Origin of the sequence: Streptomyces sp. NPDC059009 (assembly GCF_042740175.1) — a bacterium.
Lineage (GTDB): Bacteria > Actinomycetota > Actinomycetes > Streptomycetales > Streptomycetaceae > Streptomyces.
This window is the reverse complement of the sequence record NZ_JBHYJB010000005.1, coordinates 18,030-35,305: the sequence shown is the minus strand read 5'-3', so window position 1 is coordinate 35,305 and position 17,276 is coordinate 18,030. Positions and strand designations below refer to the sequence as shown.

The window sequence follows — 17,276 nt, the reverse complement described above, 5'->3', positions numbered from 1 at the left end:
GTCGCGATCGGCGTGATGATGGTGGCCCTGGACGGCACCATCGTGGCGATCGCCAACCCGGCCATTCAGAAGGACCTCGACGCGAGCTTCGCCGACGTCCAGTGGATCACCAACGGCTACTTCCTCGCCCTCGCGGTCACGCTGATCACCGCGGGCAAGCTCGGCGACCGGTTCGGCCACCGCCAGACCTTCCTCATAGGCGTGGTCGGATTCGCCGCCGCCTCCGGGGCGATCGGCCTGTCCGACAGCATCGCCCTCGTGGTGACCTTCCGGGTGTTCCAGGGTCTCTTCGGGGCGCTCCTGATGCCCGCCGCGCTCGGTCTGCTGCGGGCCACCTTCCCGGCCGAGAAGCTGAACATGGCCATCGGCATCTGGGGCATGGTGATCGGTGCCTCCACCGCCGGCGGACCCATCATCGGCGGTCTGCTCGTGCAGCACGTCAGCTGGCAGTCCGTGTTCTTCATCAATGTGCCGGTCGGCATCATCGCGCTCGTCCTCGGCCTCGCGATCCTCAAGGACCACCGCGCGGAGAACGCCCCCAGGTCGTTCGACCTCCCCGGCATCGCGCTGCTGTCCGGCGCCATGTTCTGCCTCGTCTGGGCGCTCATCAAGGCTCCGGCGTGGGGCTGGGGCGACGGGAAGACCTGGATGTTCCTGGGCGCCTCGGTGGTCTGCTTCCTGGTCTTCGCCCTCTGGGAGTCGAAGGTCAAGGAGCCGCTGATCCCGCTGGCCCTGTTCCGCTCCGTGCCGCTGTCGGCCGGTGTGGTCCTCATGGTGCTCATGGCCATCGCCTTCATGGGCGGCCTGTTCTTCGTCACGTTCTACCTGCAGAACGTGCACGCCATGAGCCCGGTCGACGCGGGTCTGCACCTGTTGCCGCTCACCGGCATGATGATCGTGGGCTCGCCGCTGGCGGGCGCGGTGATCACGAAGTTGGGCCCGCGCGTCCCGCTGGCCGGGGGCATGCTGCTGACGGCCGTCGCGATGTACGGCATGTCCACGCTGGAGACCGACACCGGCAGCGGCGTCATGTCCATCTGGTTCGCCCTCCTCGGCCTCGGCCTCGCCCCCGTCATGGTCGGCGCGACCGAAGTCATCGTGGGCAACGCCCCGATGGAGCTCTCCGGTGTCGCAGGCGGACTCCAGCAGGCCGCCATGCAGATCGGCGGCAGCCTCGGCACGGCGGTGCTCGGCGCCGTGATGGCCTCGAAGGTCGACAACGACCTCGGGGGCAACTGGTCGGACGCGGGGCTCCCGCCGCTCAAGCCCGAGCAGCTCGACCAGGCGTCGGAGGCCGTCCAGGTCGGCAGCGCCCCGGTGCCGCCGCACACCCCGGCCGGGATCGCGGAGAAGATCACGGGCGTCGCGCACGACACCTTCATCTCCGGCATGAGCATGGCCTGCCTCGTCGCGGCGGGCGTCGCGGTCGTGGCGATCCTCGTCGCCCTGCTCACCAAGCGCGGGACCAACGCCGAGGCGGGTGCGGGGGCGGCGCACATCTGACCTCCACGTCAGGAGCGCATCCGACCCCCACGCCAGCGGCTGGAAGCCACCTCTCAGGGAAAGCCCCTCCGGGTCAGCTCGGGGGGCTTTCGCCTATCCGGGTGACGCACATCCGTACCCCTTCCGATCGGACGTCGCGGCGGGCCACAGTGCTGACACGGGCCATCGCACTCGCAACTGATCTGCACGACACGGGGGTTGATGCACATGCGTACGACCATGTCCGCGACCGTGGCCGCGGCCGCGCTCACCGCGGTGATCCTCACACCGGGCCATGCGGGAGCCGCCGCGCCGCCGACACTCGGCGGGTGCGGTCCGGGCGAGCTCTGCCTCTGGGAGAAGGCCGGGTTCAAGGGGGCACGGCAGGTGTACGAGCTGGCCGGGACCGATGTCGAGAGCTGTGTCGCGCTGCCGGAGGGGGGCAGCGCGCAGGCTCTCGCCAACCGCACCGGTCGGCCCGTCACCACCTATCAGTCGGCGGAGTGCGCGGAGACAGGAGAGTTCGACACCTATCCGGGCGGCGGCACCTGGACACCCCAATCGCCCTACCGCGTGCGGGCGTTCAAGGTCTGGGAGAGCTGAGCACAGCGCGTCAGGCCGGCTCATGGGGAACGGGGTGGGGAACCCCTCCGGTACTTCCGGTGCTTCCGGAACTTCGGGTACCTCTGGGTCCTCCCGCCCCTCCTGCCACTCCGACCACAGAGCCCGACTCACCCGACAGCGCCGTCACTTGGGCCCGCAGGGCCCGCACCTCGGCCGTCAGCGCCTCGATGGCCGCCGTCTGACGCCGCTCCTCGACATCGTCCTTCTCGAATCGTGCGATGAACCAGGCCGCGATGTTGGCCGTGACCACACCCAGCAGGGCGATGCCCGAGAGCATGAGCCCGACCGCGAGGATCCGGCCGAGCCCGGTCGTCGGCGCATGGTCGCCGTAGCCGACCGTCGTCATGGTCGTGAAGGACCACCACACCGCGTCACCCAGCGTCTTGATGTTGCCGTTGGGCGACTCCCGCTCCACCGAGAGGACCGCCAGTGAGCCGAACATCAGCAGGCCGACCACGGCCCCCGCCACATACGTCGTCAGCTTGATCTGCGACGCCATCCGGGCCCGCCGCCCGACGAGCATCAGCGTGGAGACGACCCGCAGCAGCCGCAGCGGCTGGAGCATCGGCAGGATCACGGCACAGAGGTCGAGCCAGTGACTGCGGATGAAGGCCGTGCGGTGCTCGGTGAGGGAGAGCCGCACCAGATAGTCGGTGGCGAACAGCCCCCACACGCCCCACTCCACGACGGCGCATGTCGTCGTCACCGGGCTGGCCGCGTCGGGCGCCACGATCGGCACGGCGTAGGCGACGGCGAATGCCACCGCGAGCGCGAGGAGCGGGCGTTGGGTGCGCCGCTCCCAACGGATCTGTGCGGGTTGTTCCTTCATGGCCGCATCGTAGGGAAACGCCGAAGGGCGGCGGGTCCTGGCCCGCCGCCCTCCGAAAGAGCTCTCGCCGCGCAAAAGGCGAGGTCTACGCGTCGCCTCCGGCCGAACCGGGGTCCGCAGCCGTGACATCGAGCAGTTGATAGCGGTCGATCGCCTGCTTCAGGACGGAGCGGTCGATCTTGCCCTCACGGGCGAGCTCGGTCAGCACGCCGACCACGATCGACTGGGCGTCGATGTGGAAGAAGCGCCGGGCCGCGCCCCGCGTGTCCGCGAAGCCGAAGCCGTCCGCGCCGAGCGACTGGTACGTGCCGGGTACCCAGCGTGCGATCTGGTCGGGCACGGAGCGCATCCAGTCCGAGACCGCCACGAAGGGGCCCTCGGAACCGGACAGCTTCTGCGTCACGTACGGAGTGCGCTGCTCCTCCTCGGGGTGCAGCAGGTTGTGCCGCTCCACCTCGACGGCCTCGCGGCGCAGCTCGTTCCAGGAGGTCGCCGACCAGACGTCCGCCTTCACGTTCCACTCGGAAGCGAGGATCTGCTGTGCCTCGACCGCCCACGGCACCGCGACACCGGAAGCGAGGATCTGCGCCGGGATGGTGCCCTGCTCGCCCGCCTTGAAGCGGTGGATGCCCTTGAGGATGCCGTCGACGTCCACGTCGGCGGGCTCGGCCGGGTGCTGGATCGGCTCGTTGTAGACGGTGAGGTAGTAGAAGACGTCCTCGCTGTCCGGGCCGTACATCCGGCGCAGACCGTCCTTGACGATGTGCGCGATCTCGAAGCCGAACGCCGGGTCGTAGGCGACACAGCCCGGGTTGGTCGAGGCGAGCAACTGCGAGTGGCCGTCCGCGTGTTGGAGGCCCTCACCGGTCAGCGTCGTGCGGCCCGCGGTGGCGCCGAGGACGAAGCCGCGCGCCAGCTGGTCGGCCATCTGCCAGAACTGGTCGCCGGTGCGCTGGAAGCCGAACATCGAGTAGAAGACGTACACAGGGATCAGCGGCTCGCCGTGGGTCGCGTAGGCCGAGCCCGCGGCGATCAGGGAGGCCGTGCAGCCCGCCTCCGAGATGCCGTCGTGCAGCATCTGACCGGTCGGGGACTCCTTGTACGCGAGGAGCAGGTCGCGGTCCACGGCCTCGTACTGCTGGCCGAGCGGGTTGTAGATCTTCGCGCTCGGGAAGAAGGAGTCCATGCCGAAGGTGCGGTACTCGTCGGGGGCGATCAGCACGAAGCGCTTGCCGATCTCCTTGTCCCGCATGAGGTCCTTCAGGAGGCGGACGAAGGCCATGGTCGTGGCGATCGACTGCTGGCCCGAGCCCTTCTTCACGCTCGCGTAGGTCTTGTCCTCGGGCAGCTGCAGCGGCTTCGAGCGCACCACACGGCTCGGGACGTAGCCGCCCAGGCCCTTGCGGCGGTCGTGCATGTACTGGATCTCTTCCGAGTTCCGGCCCGGGTGGTAGTACGGCGGCGCGCCGTCCTCGAGCTGCTTGTCCGTGACCGGGATGTGCAGCCGGTCGCGGAAGCGTTTCAGGTCGTCGACCGTCAGCTTCTTCATCTGGTGGGTCGCGTTGCGGCCCTCGAAGTTGGGGCCGAGGGTCCAGCCCTTGACGGTCTGCGCCAGGATCACGGTCGGCTGGCCCTTGTGGGCCTTGGCCGCCGAGAACGCGGCGAAGATCTTCTTGTGGTCGTGACCGCCACGGCCCAGGTGCAGGAGCTGGTCGTCGGTCATGTTCTCGGCCATCGCGCGCAGGCGGTGGTCGTCGCCGAAGAAGTGCTCGCGGATGTACCCGCCGGTCTCCGTGGCGTACGTCTGGAACTGTCCGTCGGGGGTGGTGTTGAGCTTGTTGACGAGGACGCCGTCGCGGTCCTGCGCGAGCAGCGGGTCCCAACTGCGGTCCCAGACCAGCTTGATGACGTTCCAGCCGGCGCCGCGGAACTGGGACTCCAGCTCCTGGATGATCTTGCCGTTGCCGCGCACCGGGCCGTCGAGGCGCTGCAGGTTGCAGTTGACGACGAAGGTGAGGTTGTCCAGGCCCTCGCGCGCCGCGATGGAGAGCTGGCCGAGCGACTCCGGCTCGTCCATCTCGCCGTCGCCGAGGAAGGCCCAGACGTGCGACTTGGAGGTGTCCGCGATGGAGCGCGCCTCCATGTAGCGGTTCATACGGGCCTGGAAGATCGCGCCGAGCGGGCCGAGGCCCATGGAGACCGTGGGGAACTCCCAGAAGTCCGGCATCAGGCGCGGGTGCGGATAGGAGGAAAGGCCGTACGGCGCCTTGGACTTCTCCTGCCGGAAGGCGTCGAGCTGCTGCTCGGAGAGCCGGTCGAGGAGGAAGGCACGGGCATAGATACCGGGGGACGCGTGCCCCTGGAAGAAGATCTGGTCGCCGCCGTCGCCCTCGTCCTTGCCGCGGAAGAAGTGGTTGAAGCCCACGTCGTAGAGCGAGGCGGAGGAGGCGAAGGTGGCGATGTGGCCGCCGACCCCGATGCCGGGGCGCTGGGCGCGGGAGACCATCACGGCCGCGTTCCAGCGGGTGGCGTTCAGGACCTTGCGCTCGATCTCCTCGTTGCCGGGGAAGAACGGCTCGTCCTTGGTGGCGATGGTGTTGACGTAGTCCGTACTGCGCATCTCAGGAACGGCGACGCGCTTCTCGCGGGCCCGTTCGATGAGTCGGAGCATCAGGTAGCGAGCCCGCTCGCGGCCGCGTTCGTCGACCGCGGCGTCGAGGGAGTCGAGCCATTCCTGGGTCTCTTCGGGATCGAAGTCCGGGACCTGGCTCGGCAGGCCGCCAATGATGATCGGGTTGCGATCGGGTCCGGAAGCCACGCTGTTCCTTCGCTGTTGGGGGCTTTCGCCTGGGTCATGCCTGGCCGTGCACCGCTCCCCATCGTCTACCGCCCGGGCGGAAACGTCATCTCTACCGAAAGGTAACTGAGGCGGAAGCAGCAACTCCGCTGACAGCTGACGGAGAGGGCCGCCCGGAGGCCCTGGGGTAGGCTCGGCCAAATCGCAACGATACGCCCATCCTGCCTAGTGCCTCGGTCAGGCCGTTCGGCCCTCATCACCGGGGCTTACGACCCCCGGGGCCGGCACTTTCGGCAGATCGCTGTGGTGCGTTTCACCGGCCGCCGTACGGGCGAGACGGGAGTTGCGGCGACACGGCCGGGAACGTCACCGTTTCGGCGGTCTTGACGGCCGGGTACTTGCGCGATCCGCCCCGCCCGTGTGGACTACGGCCAATGCCCCGCGCACGCGCGTGGCTGAAGGCATTCCCGAAAACATGATCAGGAGGCAATCCGTGAGCGCGACCGCGGACCACGCGGAGACGAACCTTGCCGTAAGGCTGGGTTTCCAGACCGACATGGTGGTCCAGGAGATCGGCTACGACGAAGACGTCGACCAGGAGCTCCGCGAGGCCATCGAGCAGGCTACCGGCACAGAGCTCGTCGACGAGGACTACGACGACGTGGCTGACGCCGTGGTGCTCTGGTTCCGCGAGGACGACGGGGACCTGACTGATGCGCTGGTGGACGCCATCGCGTACATGGAGGAGGGCGGCTCGATCCTGCTGCTGACTCCGAAGACCGGTCGTGACGGGTACGTCGAGCCGAGCGAGATCGGCGAGGCAGCCACCACTGCGGGCCTCTCCCAGACGAAGAGCATCAACGCCGGCAAGGACTGGAACGGCAGCCGCCTGAACACGCCGAAGGCGGCGGCCAAGAAGCGCTGAGCAGGCGCCGGACGGGTTCGTCTCGCGAGGCCCCCTTGGACGTACGTACGTCCAAGGGGGCCTTTGCGTAGGGTGGGCGTCACCCGAACAGACCCGCGGAAGGGATGCGTACTCATGGCCATCGAGGTCGGCGCCAAGGCCCCGGAATTCGAGCTCAAGGACAACCACGGCCAGACCGTGCGGCTCTCGGACTTCCGCGGCGAGAAGAACGTGGTGCTGCTCTTCTACCCGTTCGCGTTCACCGGGGTCTGCACCGGTGAGCTCTGCGCCCTCCGTGACGAGCTGCCGAAGTTCGTGAACGACGACACGCAGCTGCTCGCCGTCTCCAACGACTCCATCCACACCCTGCGCGTCTTCGCCGAGCAGGAGGGCCTGGAGTACCCGCTGGTCTCGGACTTCTGGCCGCACGGCGAGGTCTCGCGCGCGTACGGCGTCTTCGACGAGGACAAGGGCTGCGCGGTGCGCGGCACCTTCATCATCGACAAGGAGGGCGTGGTGCGCTGGACCGTGGTCAACGGTCTGCCGGACGCCCGTGACCTGAACGAGTACGTCAAGGCGCTCGGCACCCTGTGATTCCTCAGGGGTGACACCCTGTGATTCTTCGGGTGCGGAGCCTGTGGCGGCCGGGAACCCGTCACTAGGATCCACACGTTGATCCGATGGCAAAGCACGACTGGGGCTCCCCGCCCCTGGACACCGATTTGGGAGGACTCGTGGGAGTCAGCCTCAGCAAGGGCGGCAACGTATCGCTGAGCAAGGAGGCCCCTGGCCTGACCGCTGTCACGGTCGGCCTGGGCTGGGACGTCCGTACCACCACCGGTACGGACTTCGACCTTGACGCCAGCGCCATCCTGACCAACGCGGAGGGCAAGGTCGCCAACGACCAGAACTTCGTGTTCTTCAACAACCTCAAGAGCCCCGACGGCTCCGTCGAGCACACCGGTGACAACACCACCGGTGAGGGCGAGGGCGACGACGAGGCGATCAAGGTGAACCTCGCCGCGGTCCCCGCCGACGTGGAGAAGATCGTCTTCCCGGTCTCGATCTATGACGCCGAGAGCCGTCAGCAGTCGTTCGGCCAGGTCCGCAACGCGTTCATCCGCGTCGTGAACCAGGCGGGCGGCGCCGAGATCGCGCGCTACGACCTCTCGGAGGACGCCTCCACGGAGACCGCCATGGTCTTCGGTGAGCTGTACCGGCACGGCGCGGAGTGGAAGTTCCGGGCCGTCGGCCAGGGCTACGCCAGCGGCCTGCGCGGCATCGCGCAGGACTTCGGCGTCAACGTCTGAGCCGAGCAGCCTCTCACCACGTCGTCCGGCGCCGCACTTCTCCGTGCGGCGCCGGACGCGCTCACACAACTCTCGTCACCACGGGGAGGATCACGATCATGGGCGTCACGCTCGCCAAGGGGGGCAATGTCTCCCTCTCCAAGGCCGCACCGAATCTCACGCAGGTCCTGGTCGGGCTCGGATGGGACGCGCGCTCCACCACCGGAGCCCCCTTCGACCTCGACGCCAGCGCCCTGTTGTGCAACGGGGGCCGCGTCCTCGGGGACGAGTGGTTCGTGTTCTACAACAACCTCAAGAGCCCGGACAGCTCCGTCGAGCACACCGGTGACAACCTCACGGGCGAGGGCGACGGGGACGACGAGTCGCTGCTGATCGACCTCTCCAAGGTCCCGGTCAACTGCGACAAGATCGTCTTCCCGGTCTCGATCCATGACGCCGACAACCGCGGACAGACCTTCGGCCAGGTCAGCAACGCCTTCATCCGCGTGGTCAACCAGGCCGACGGCCAGGAGCTCGCCCGCTACGACCTCAGCGAGGACGCCTCCACGGAGACGGCCATGATCTTCGGCGAGGTCTACCGCTACGGGGGCGAGTGGAAGTTCCGTGCCGTGGGCCAGGGGTACGCGTCCGGTCTGCGGGGGATCGCCCTCGACTTCGGGGTCAACGTCTCGTGAAGGGTTCCGGACACAGCGTGGCCGGGCAGCGCGCGGGAACGGGGGTCGCCCACCCCGGCCGAGGGGCGGGCGCTCTACACTGCGAGGTCAATGTTGCGTAAAGCCGGGGACCGGCGCGGGGGAGACCGCTACACGGGAGCCCGTACACACACGATTGGGTAGCCAGTGCTTCTGAAAACGTTCGGCTGGTCGTTCGCGGTCACCGCGCTCGGCCTTGTCGCGGCGGTGTTCTACGGGGGGTGGACCGGCTTCGGGATCGTGGCGATCCTGTCCATCCTCGAGATCTCGGTGTCCTTCGACAACGCCGTGGTCAACGCCGGGATCCTGAAGAAGATGAATGCCTTCTGGCAGAAGATCTTCCTCACCATCGGTGTGCTGATCGCCGTCTTCGGCATGCGGCTCGTGTTCCCGGTCGTGATCGTCGCCATCAGCGCGAAGCTCGGCCCGATCGAGGCGGTCAAGCTCGCGTTCAACGACAAGGACAAGTACCAGCAGCTGGTGACCGACGCGCACCCGTCGATCGCCGCCTTCGGTGGCATGTTCCTGCTGATGATCTTCCTCGACTTCATCTTCGAGGACCGGGACATCAAGTGGCTGGGCTGGCTGGAGCGCCCGCTCGCCAAGCTCGGCAAGGTCGACATGCTCTCCGTCTGCATCGCGCTCATCGTGCTGCTCGTCTCCGCGATGACCTTCGCCACCAACGCCCACCAGCACGGCGGCGTCCATGTGGACAAGGCACAGACCGTCCTGATCGCCGGCATCGCGGGCTTGATCACTTACTTGATCGTCGGCGGCCTCTCCGGCTACTTCGAGAACAAGCTCGAGGAGGAAGAGGAGCGCGAGCACGAGGCCGAGGAAGAGGCCAAGAAGAGCGGCAAGAAGGTCCCGGCGGTCGTGATGGCCGGCAAGGCCGCGTTCTTCATGTTCCTCTACCTGGAGGTCCTGGACGCGTCGTTCTCCTTCGACGGCGTCATCGGCGCCTTCGCGATCACCAACGACATCGTCCTGATGGCGCTCGGCCTCGGCATCGGCGCGATGTACGTCCGGTCGCTCACCGTCTACCTGGTCCGCCAGGGCACCCTCGACGACTACGTCTACCTGGAGCACGGCGCGCACTACGCGATCGGTGCCCTCGCCGCGATCCTGCTCGTCACCATCCAGTACGAGATCCACGAGGTCATCACCGGCTCGGTCGGCGTCCTCCTGATCGCCTGGTCCTTCATCTCCTCGGTCCGGCGCAACAGGGCGCTGGCGGCGGCAGAGGGAAAAGCGACGGGATCGGACGAGAAGTCTGAGGTCTCGTCCGGAGTCTGAGGCATGCGGCCTCAAGACTGTGAAGCCGCAAGGCTGAAGCCTGAAGGCTGACAAGGGTCCGAAATCCGGAGTGTGACCAGGGCCTGAATGAGGAACGCTTCTGCGGGGCGGCCATCGAGGATGACTCCTCGGGGCCGCCCCGCGGGGCATTCACAGCGGGGCATTCGTACGTGATTTGGGGGCGGGTATGTCCTTCCTGGACGGGCTGTGGCCGAGGCGGTCGCCGGAGTACATCTCCGGGAGCGCGGCGACCAACTCCATCGAACTCACCAAGCGGCGGCCGCGGGTCTCGCTCAACAAGCAGGGCGCGGCCAGCGGCAATCTGCGGGTCAACCTGTCCTGGCAGATGCGCACGTCGGACATCGTCACCAAGCGGGGCAAGGGCGGCCTGCTGCGCCACCCCTTCCGGGCCTTCCAGCCCGAGCAGGTGCAGGCGCACACGCAGAGCATGGTCAACGTCGACCTCGACCTCGGCTGTCTGTACGAGCTGACGGACGGCGCCAAGGGCGTGGTGCAGCCGCTGGGCAACTTCTTCGGCAGCCTCAACTCGCCGCCGTACGTGAAGGGCAGCGGCGACGACCGCTTCGGGTCCGGCTCGGGCGAGACGCTCTTCGTCAACCTCGACCACCGGGACTCGATCAAGCGGCTCCTGGTCTTCGTCTACATCTACGACCAGACGCCAGCCTTCGACCGCACGCACGCGAAGGTGACGCTCTACCCGAGCAACGGCCCGCGCATCGAGATCAACCTCGACGAGCGCGCGCCCCAGGCCCGGTCCTGTGCCGTGGTCTCCATCGAGAACCACAAGGGCGAGCTGATCGTCACCCGCGAGGTCAAGTTCGTCTACGGCTTCCAGTCCGAGCTCGACCGGCTCTACGGCTGGGGCATGAAGTGGGGCCGCGGCTACAAGACGAAGGCGGGCGGCGGCTGAGCCTCAGCGGGCGAGGAACTGCGGGCCCTGCGGCGGCATCCGGAAGTTCGGGTCCGGCACGGGCGCGACCGGCTGCGGATAGCCGTACGAGGGCTGCGCCACCGCGGGCTGCGGGTAGCCGTAGCCGGGCTGGGGCGCGGGCTGGTGGGGCGGCAGCGGCGGTGGCTGCTGCGGGTAGCCGTAGCCGGTCTGTGGTGCCTGGGCGGGCGGCGGCAGCGGCTGCGACGCCTCGGGCGTGGGCTCGGGAGCGGCCGGGGCCGCCGTGCCCGCCGCGGCGGTCGCTGGGGCTGCGGCCAGGTGCCCGGTCGCCGGGGGAGCGGCCTCCGACTCGTCCACGGAGATCCCGAAGTCGGTGGCCAGGCCCACCAGACCGTTCGAGTAACCCTCGCCCAGGGCGCGGAACTTCCAGCCGTCGCCGCGGCGGTAGAGCTCACCGCAGATCAGCGCGGTCTCGGCGCCCGTCTGCGGGGTGATGTCGAAGTACGCCAGCGGATCGTCCGCGCCGCTCGTGGCGTCGTACAGCAGGATGCGCAGCGCCCGTACGCGTTCAAAGGGGACGTCATCCGCCGAAGCGACCAGCAGGACCCTGCCGACCGCGGCGTCCAGGCCCGCCAGATCGGTCTGGATGGTGTCCGTGAGGCCCTCGGCGACGCGCTTCTTGCCGAGGCGCCAGACCTTGCCCGAGGGGTGGCGCGGCTGGTTGTAGAAGACGAAGTCCTCGTCGGAGCGCACGCGGCCGTCGGTGCCGAGCAGCAGTGCCGACGCGTCGACGTCGGGCACGCCCTGGCCCGGGGCCCAGCGGAGCACCGCCCGTACCGCCGTGGCGTCCAGCGGGACGTTCGACCCCTTCAACATCGCGTGCGTCATGCGGTCATCCTGCCTTCCCGGCTCGGGCCCGGACAACGCGGGGGGCCCGTGGTCCGCCGCCTCGCGCGGATCCGGCCGAGGGGCGGCTCCACGGTTGTGACCAGCGCGTACGACATGGGTGGGTTACCTGAATTTCATGCCCGGAGGGAACCCTGGACATGGGTCTCTACGTACTATTACCGGCCACATCTCGTCAGGACGTACCGTCGATACGGGAGAAACCAGGAAATCTCATGCGTCATTTCGGGCACATCGCCCCAGAGGTGCGTCAGCGCCTCTTCCACAGGGAGCCGTGTGCCTTCACCGCGGACTCCCCGCCCCGCATGCTCGCGGCCGCCCTCGGCGCCACCCTCTACAGCCCCGCGACCCGCCCCCGCCTCGCCGACGACATCGTCAAACAGGCAGGGCGTGGCGTGATCTCGATGGTCCTGTGCCTGGAGGACTCGATCGGCGACGCGGATGTGACCGACGCCGAGGAGAACCTCGTCCGCCAGTTCACCGCCCTCGCCGAGCGCACCGAGCCCACCGGGGCGGGCGAGGGTGCCGGAGCAGGCCCTGACGTGCCCCTCCTGTTCATCCGCGTCCGCACGCCCGAGCAGATACCCGACCTGGCCGCCCGCCTCGGCCCCGCCATCCGGCTGCTGTCCGGATTCGTGCTGCCGAAGTTCACCGAGGAGCGGGGCGTCCCCTTCCTCGAGGCGCTCACGGCCGCGGAGGCGGCGAGCGGGCGGCGGCTCTTCGCCATGCCCGTCCTGGAGTCGCCCGAGCTGCTGCACCTGGAGAGCCGCGTCGAGACGCTCACCGGGATCTCCCGCACCGTCGACAAGTACCGCGACCGGGTCCTCGCGCTGCGCCTCGGCGTCTCCGACTTCTGCTCGGCGCACGGGCTGCGCAGGCCGCCGCACATGACGGCGTACGACGTGCAGATCGTCGCCTCCGTCATCGCGGACGTGGTGAACGTCCTGGGCCGGGCCGACGGCACCGGCTTCACCGTGACCGGACCCGTGTGGGAGTACTTCCGGGTCCAGGAGCGGATGTTCAAGCCGCAGCTGCGCCGCAGCCCCTTCCTGGAGGGCCGCGCCGACGAGCTGCGCCAGGCCCTCATCGAGCACGACATGGACGGCCTGCTCCGCGAGATCGAGCTGGACCGGGCCAACGGACTGCTCGGCAAGACGTGCATCCACCCCTCGCACGTGCTGCCCGTGCACGCCCTGTCGGTCGTCAGCCACGAGGAGTTCAGTGACGCCGAGGACATCCTGCGCCCCGAGCGCGACGGCGGCGGAGTGATGCGCTCCGCGTACACGAACAAGATGAACGAGGTGAAGCCGCACCGCGCCTGGGCCGAGCGCACCCTGCAACGCGCCGAGGTCTTCGGCGTCGCCAAGGAGGACATCGGCTTCGTGGAGCTGCTCACCGCGGGCCTGCCCGCCTGACCATGAACGCGAACGTGAACGTGAACGAGAACTTGACCGTGGACGATGTGAGGACGACGGAGAACGTGGAGTGGACGGGTACCTGGGTCGCCGAGCGGCTCGGGGTCGCGCTCGAAGGGGGCGAAGGGAGCGAAGGGGCCGACGGTGACGGCCGGCTGAAGGAGCTGCTCGGGCTCGCCCTGCGCCGCAACCCCAAGCGGGCCCATCTGCTGGTGTCGAACGTCCTCGGCAAGCATGTGCCGCAGCGGCCGTCCGTGGTGTGGCGCTCGGGATATGAACTCGGCCTGCGGGTACGGGAGTTGCTCGGCGTCGACGCGGCCGCGCGCGCCGTCGTGCTCGGCTACGCGGAGACCGCCACCGGCCTCGGCCACTCCGTCGCGGACGGCATCGGCAGCGCGCCCTACCTCCACTCGACCCGCCGCCCCGTCCCCGGCGTGGCGCAGGCGGGCGGCTTCGAGGAGGCCCACTCGCACGCCACCAGCCATCTGATCCTGCCCGAGGACCCCGAACTCCTCGCGGGCGACGGCGCGCTGGTCCTCGTCGACGACGAGTTCTCCACCGGGAACACCGTCCTCAACACCATTCGCGCCCTGCACGCCCGCTACCCCCGCGAGCGGTACGTCATCGTCGCGCTCGTCGACATGCGCTCGCCCGAAGACCGGGGCCGCCTCGCGGAGTTCGCCGCGGAGATCGGCGCCCGGGTCGATCTGGTCGCGGCCGCGAGCGGGACGGTGCGGCTGCCCGAGGGTGTCCTGGAGAAGGGGCAGGCGCTGGTCGCGGCCCACGAGTCCACGGTGGTGCCCGCGCCCCGCGCGGAAGGCGCCCCCGTCACCCGCGTCGAACTCGGCTGGCCTGCCGGAGTCCCGGACGGCGGACGGCACGGCTTCACGCCGGAGCACCGGACGTCCCTGGACGCCGCGCTGCCCGGCATGGCGGAGCGCATCGCCGACGCGCTCCCGGCGGCCGCCCGCCGCGTACTCGTCCTCGGCTTCGAGGAGTTGATGTACGCGCCGCTCGCGCTCGGCGTCGCCCTGGAGGAGCGTGTCGACGCGGACGTGCGCTACTCCACCACCACCCGCTCACCCGTCCTCGCCGTGGACGACCCCGGCTACGCGATACGCAGCCGCCTGGTCTTCCCCGCCCACGACGGCCCTGCCGACGCCTCCGCCGACGGCCCCGGCGAGCGGTACGCCTACAACGTCGCGGGCGGCGGCTTCGACGCGGTCGTCGCCGTCGTCGACTCGGTCGCCGACACCCTCGAACTCCACGCCCCCGACGGCCTGTTGGCGCAGCTCTCCGCGCACACCGGACACGTGCTGCTCGCCGTCGTCCCCTCGTACGTCCCCGAAAGGCCCGCCGTGCCCGACCTGCCCGAGCCCCTCCGCGGCCCCGCCTTCTCCTCGTACGAGCCCGAAGACGTCGGCTGGCTGCTGCAGGACCTCTCGGACGTCACCCTCGAAGCCCCCACCGAGGAGCGCGAGGAGGCCATCCAGAGCGGCGGCGCCCACTACGCGGAGTCGCTGCCCGTCGAGTACCAGCCGAGCGCGCAGTACCAGGAGCTGTTCCGGGCCGCGCTCGACGCCTCCGCCGCCCGCGTCGCGCAGGCCGTCGGCGTGGTCACCGAGACGGTGCTCGCCGAGCGGGCGGCGGCCCGCCCGGTGCTGGTCTCGCTCGCCCGCGCCGGCACCCCCGTCGGCGTCCTGATGCGCCGCTGGGCCACGCACCGCCGGGGCCTCGACCTGCCGCACTACGCCGTGTCGATCGTGCGCGGCCGCGGCATCGACGCCAACGCGCTGCGCTGGCTGGCCGCCCACCACGACCCGGCCGACGTCGTGTTCGTCGACGGCTGGACCGGCAAGGGCGCCATCACCCGCGAACTCGCCGAAGCGATACGGGAGTTCGAGGAGGGCGGCGGCGCCAAGGGCTTCAGCCCCGACATCGCCGTGCTCGCCGACCCCGGTTCCTGCGTGCGCACCTACGGCACCCGCGAGGACTACCTGATCCCCTCCGCGTGCCTCAACTCCACGGTCTCCGGCCTCATTTCCCGTACGGTGCTCCGCGCCGACCTGGTGGGCCCGCACGACTTCCACGGCGCGAAGTTCTACCGCGAGCTCGCCGGTGCCGATGTCTCCCGGGACTTCCTCGCCGCCGTCCAGGACCGCTTCGACGAGGTGGCCGACGCAGTGGACGCCCAGGTCAAGGAGGTCCTCTCGGTGGACCGCGCGCCCACCTGGGAGGGCTGGGCCGCCGTCGAGCGGATCAGCGAGGAGTACGGCATCCACGACGTGAACCTCGTCAAGCCGGGCGTCGGCGAGACCACCCGCGTGCTGCTGCGCCGGGTGCCCTGGAAGATCCTGGCCCGCTCCGGTGCCGGGGCCGACCTCGACCACATCCGGCTCCTCGCCGAGCAGCGCGGCGTCCCCGTCGAAGAGGTGGCCGAACTCCCGTACAGCTGCGTCGGGTTGATCCACCCGAAGTACACGCGCGGCGCGACGGGCGCGGACGGGAAGACGGTGGCGGCGAAGTGACCACTCCCGTGACCGTCGTCGCCAGCGACCTCGACCGCACCCTCATCTACTCCGCCGCCGCCCTCGGCCTGACCATGCCCGACGCCGAGGCGCCCCGGCTGCTCTGCGTCGAGGTGTACGAGGGCAAGCCGCTGTCGTACGTGACGGAGACCGCCGCCGGGCTCCTGGACGAGCTCGGCCGCGCCGCCGTCTTCGTGCCCACCACCACGCGCACCCGCGAGCAGTACCGGCGCATCCGACTGCCGGGCCCCGCACCGAAGTTCGCGATCTGCGCCAACGGCGGCCAGCTGCTGGTCGACGGCGTCTCCGACCCCGACTGGCGGGCCGCCGTCGGGGTCCGCCTGGCCGCCGAGTGCGCCCCGCTCGCCGAGGTCCGCGAGCGTCTGGTGCGCACGGCCGACCCGGCGTGGCTGCTCAAGGAGCGCGTCGCCGAGGACCTGTTCGCGTACCTCGTCGTCGAGCGGGCGCTGCTGCCGGACGCCTGGGTGAAGGAGCTCGCGGCGTGGGCGGAGGGGCGGGGCTGGACCGTCTCGCTCCAGGGCCGCAAGATCTACGCGGTGCCGAAGCCGCTCACCAAGAGCGCGGCGGCCCGCGAGGTGGCCCGCCGCGTCGGCGCCGGACAGGTCCTGGCCGCTGGTGACTCGCTGCTCGACGCCGATCTGCTGCTCGCCGCCGACCGCTCCTGGCGCCCCGGCCACGGGGAGCTGGCCGACACCGCCTTCGCGGCGCCCGGGCTGACGGCGCTGGAGGAGCGGGGCGTGGCGGCGGGCGAGGAGATCCTCCGCGGGTTCCTGGGCGCCGCGTCGAGCGTGTGACCCGAGCCGCCCCACGTCCGCCGGGGACCTCGTAACCTGGGCCCATGCCTCGATACGAGTACCGCTGCCGCAGCTGCGGCGACACCTTCGAACTCAGCCGTCCCATGGCCGAGTCCAGCGCCCCGGCCGCCTGCCCCGCCGGGCACGACGACACGGTCAAGCTCCTGTCGACGGTGGCCGTCGGCGGCGCGGCCGCGGCGCCCGCCCCGAAGTCGGGCGGGGGCGGCGGCTGTTGCGGCGGGGGCTGCTGCGGCTGACCTCAGCCGTCGGGGTGGCGCGCCTTCCAGTACGGGTTGTCGTGCGGAAGGCCGCCGCTGACCCGCCCGTACATGCCGAAGAACATCAGCAGGACGCCCACCACAAAGCTGAACAGCACGTTCTGGATGCGGAACGCGAGGAAGTTGTAGCTGGAGTCCAGCAGGGCGAGGTTGACGAAGCCGCTGAGGATGAACGCGACGCCGAGCACCATGTTCAGGGTCGACGCGAAGTTCCCGCCGATCACCATGCCCACGAAGAGCAGCAGCCCGACGCAGATCGACAGGACGCTCAGCGCACCGTTGGTGTTCAGGCCCGCGACGGTGTCGCCCCGGGTGTCGAAGAAGCCGATCTTGTCGATCAGGCCGAGCACCCCGAACGCGAGCAGGACGAGACCCATGAGGCCCGCGCCGACGCGGTAGACCCGGCTGAGCCGGTGGTCGACGGGCAGGTGCTCGTCGAGGGTGATGTGGTGCCGCCGTGGATGCAGTACGTGCGTGGCCATGTCCGCCT

At 69.7% G+C, this 17,276-nt stretch carries 16 protein-coding genes; 12 read left to right on the top strand and 4 right to left on the bottom strand.

Annotated features, from left to right (window positions below):
- Window positions 1–15: 15 nt before the first annotated feature.
- Window positions 16–1,503: an MFS transporter gene (locus tag ACFWYM_RS06580; protein WP_384831482.1), complete on the top strand. Its 1,488-nt coding sequence runs from the start codon at window positions 16–18 to the stop codon at window positions 1,501–1,503.
- A 207-nt stretch (window positions 1,504–1,710) separates the two neighbouring features.
- Window positions 1,711–2,085, top strand: a complete 375-nt coding sequence (locus ACFWYM_RS06575) for a peptidase inhibitor family I36 protein (RefSeq protein WP_384830936.1) — start codon at window positions 1,711–1,713, stop codon at window positions 2,083–2,085.
- A 10-nt stretch (window positions 2,086–2,095) separates the two neighbouring features.
- Here ACFWYM_RS06575 and ACFWYM_RS06570 read toward each other — a convergent pair whose 3' ends face one another.
- Both ACFWYM_RS06570 and aceE read right to left on the bottom strand, forming a co-directional pair.
- The gene (locus ACFWYM_RS06570) at window positions 2,096–2,935 is read right to left on the bottom strand and encodes a potassium channel family protein (protein WP_384830933.1); all 840 of its coding nucleotides are present in this window, start codon (window positions 2,933–2,935) and stop codon (window positions 2,096–2,098) included.
- Window positions 2,936–3,020: 85 nt separating this feature from the next.
- Window positions 3,021–5,753: a pyruvate dehydrogenase (acetyl-transferring), homodimeric type gene (aceE, locus tag ACFWYM_RS06565; protein WP_384830931.1), complete on the bottom strand. Its 2,733-nt coding sequence runs from the start codon at window positions 5,751–5,753 to the stop codon at window positions 3,021–3,023.
- A gap of 472 nt (window positions 5,754–6,225) precedes the next feature.
- Between aceE and ACFWYM_RS06560 the strand changes: the two genes are divergently transcribed.
- The 6 genes from ACFWYM_RS06560 to ACFWYM_RS06535 all read left to right on the top strand — a co-directional run bounded on the left by ACFWYM_RS06560 (window position 6,226) and on the right by ACFWYM_RS06535 (window position 10,865).
- Entirely contained in the window at window positions 6,226–6,657 is a 432-nt protein-coding gene (locus ACFWYM_RS06560) for a DUF3052 domain-containing protein (protein ID WP_384830928.1), read from the top strand.
- Between the two features lie 114 nt (window positions 6,658–6,771).
- Window positions 6,772–7,230, top strand: coding sequence for a peroxiredoxin (locus ACFWYM_RS06555; RefSeq protein WP_384830925.1), 459 nt, complete (start codon window positions 6,772–6,774; stop codon window positions 7,228–7,230).
- Between the two features lie 140 nt (window positions 7,231–7,370).
- A complete protein-coding gene (locus ACFWYM_RS06550; RefSeq protein ID WP_384831479.1) occupies window positions 7,371–7,946 on the top strand; it encodes a TerD family protein in 576 nt (191 codons plus the stop codon).
- Between the two features lie 98 nt (window positions 7,947–8,044).
- The gene (locus ACFWYM_RS06545; RefSeq protein ID WP_384830922.1) at window positions 8,045–8,620 is read left to right on the top strand and encodes a TerD family protein; all 576 of its coding nucleotides are present in this window, start codon (window positions 8,045–8,047) and stop codon (window positions 8,618–8,620) included.
- 165 nt (window positions 8,621–8,785) lie between these two features.
- Window positions 8,786–9,934 carry a DUF475 domain-containing protein gene (locus ACFWYM_RS06540; RefSeq protein WP_384830920.1) on the top strand — a complete coding sequence of 383 codons (1,149 nt, stop codon included), beginning with the start codon at window positions 8,786–8,788 and terminating at the stop codon, window positions 9,932–9,934.
- A gap of 187 nt (window positions 9,935–10,121) precedes the next feature.
- Window positions 10,122–10,865, top strand: coding sequence for a Tellurium resistance (locus ACFWYM_RS06535; protein ID WP_384830917.1), 744 nt, complete (start codon window positions 10,122–10,124; stop codon window positions 10,863–10,865).
- Window positions 10,866–10,868: 3 nt separating this feature from the next.
- On the opposite strand, the gene ACFWYM_RS06530 is transcribed toward ACFWYM_RS06535, so the two are convergent.
- Window positions 10,869–11,732, bottom strand: a complete 864-nt coding sequence (locus ACFWYM_RS06530) for a TerD family protein (RefSeq protein ID WP_384830914.1) — start codon at window positions 11,730–11,732, stop codon at window positions 10,869–10,871.
- A gap of 233 nt (window positions 11,733–11,965) precedes the next feature.
- On the opposite strand from ACFWYM_RS06530, the gene ACFWYM_RS06525 reads away from it, so the two are divergent.
- From ACFWYM_RS06525 to ACFWYM_RS06510, 4 genes are all read left to right on the top strand, one after another.
- Complete coding sequence (locus ACFWYM_RS06525; RefSeq protein WP_384830912.1) at window positions 11,966–13,165, top strand: HpcH/HpaI aldolase/citrate lyase family protein; 1,200 nt, start codon at window positions 11,966–11,968, stop codon at window positions 13,163–13,165.
- A 2-nt stretch (window positions 13,166–13,167) separates the two neighbouring features.
- On the top strand, window positions 13,168–15,693 hold the full coding sequence (locus ACFWYM_RS06520) for a phosphoribosyltransferase (protein WP_384830909.1): 2,526 nt from the start codon (window positions 13,168–13,170) through the stop codon (window positions 15,691–15,693).
- Between the two features lie 74 nt (window positions 15,694–15,767).
- Window positions 15,768–16,508, top strand: a complete 741-nt coding sequence (locus ACFWYM_RS06515; protein ID WP_384831476.1) for an HAD family hydrolase — start codon at window positions 15,768–15,770, stop codon at window positions 16,506–16,508.
- Between the two features lie 44 nt (window positions 16,509–16,552).
- Window positions 16,553–16,765, top strand: a complete 213-nt coding sequence (locus ACFWYM_RS06510) for a zinc ribbon domain-containing protein (protein ID WP_384830907.1) — start codon at window positions 16,553–16,555, stop codon at window positions 16,763–16,765.
- A 2-nt stretch (window positions 16,766–16,767) separates the two neighbouring features.
- Here the strand turns inward: ACFWYM_RS06510 and ACFWYM_RS06505 are convergent, their stop codons facing one another.
- Window positions 16,768–17,268: a DUF4383 domain-containing protein gene (locus ACFWYM_RS06505; RefSeq protein ID WP_384830904.1), complete on the bottom strand. Its 501-nt coding sequence runs from the start codon at window positions 17,266–17,268 to the stop codon at window positions 16,768–16,770.
- Window positions 17,269–17,276 lie beyond the last annotated feature (8 nt).

Excerpts from the sequence above, each read along its gene's own strand:
- ACFWYM_RS06505 (WP_384830904.1), bottom strand. The coding sequence starts at position 17,268 with ATGGCCACGCACGTACTGCATCCACGGCGGCACCACATCACCCTCGAC.
- ACFWYM_RS06515 (WP_384831476.1), top strand. The coding sequence starts at position 15,768 with ATGCCCGACGCCGAGGCGCCCCGGCTGCTCTGCGTCGAGGTGTACGAG.
- ACFWYM_RS06575 (WP_384830936.1), top strand. The coding sequence starts at position 1,711 with ATGCGTACGACCATGTCCGCGACCGTGGCCGCGGCCGCGCTCACCGCG.
- ACFWYM_RS06525 (WP_384830912.1), top strand. The coding sequence starts at position 11,966 with ATGCGTCATTTCGGGCACATCGCCCCAGAGGTGCGTCAGCGCCTCTTC.
- ACFWYM_RS06570 (WP_384830933.1), bottom strand. The coding sequence starts at position 2,935 with ATGAAGGAACAACCCGCACAGATCCGTTGGGAGCGGCGCACCCAACGC.
- ACFWYM_RS06530 (WP_384830914.1), bottom strand. The coding sequence starts at position 11,732 with ATGACGCACGCGATGTTGAAGGGGTCGAACGTCCCGCTGGACGCCACG.
- ACFWYM_RS06510 (WP_384830907.1), top strand. The coding sequence starts at position 16,553 with ATGCCTCGATACGAGTACCGCTGCCGCAGCTGCGGCGACACCTTCGAA.
- ACFWYM_RS06535 (WP_384830917.1), top strand. The coding sequence starts at position 10,122 with ATGTCCTTCCTGGACGGGCTGTGGCCGAGGCGGTCGCCGGAGTACATC.
- ACFWYM_RS06580 (WP_384831482.1), top strand. The coding sequence starts at position 16 with ATGATGGTGGCCCTGGACGGCACCATCGTGGCGATCGCCAACCCGGCC.
- ACFWYM_RS06545 (WP_384830922.1), top strand. The coding sequence starts at position 8,045 with ATGGGCGTCACGCTCGCCAAGGGGGGCAATGTCTCCCTCTCCAAGGCC.
- ACFWYM_RS06555 (WP_384830925.1), top strand. The coding sequence starts at position 6,772 with ATGGCCATCGAGGTCGGCGCCAAGGCCCCGGAATTCGAGCTCAAGGAC.
- ACFWYM_RS06520 (WP_384830909.1), top strand. The coding sequence starts at position 13,168 with ATGAACGCGAACGTGAACGTGAACGAGAACTTGACCGTGGACGATGTG.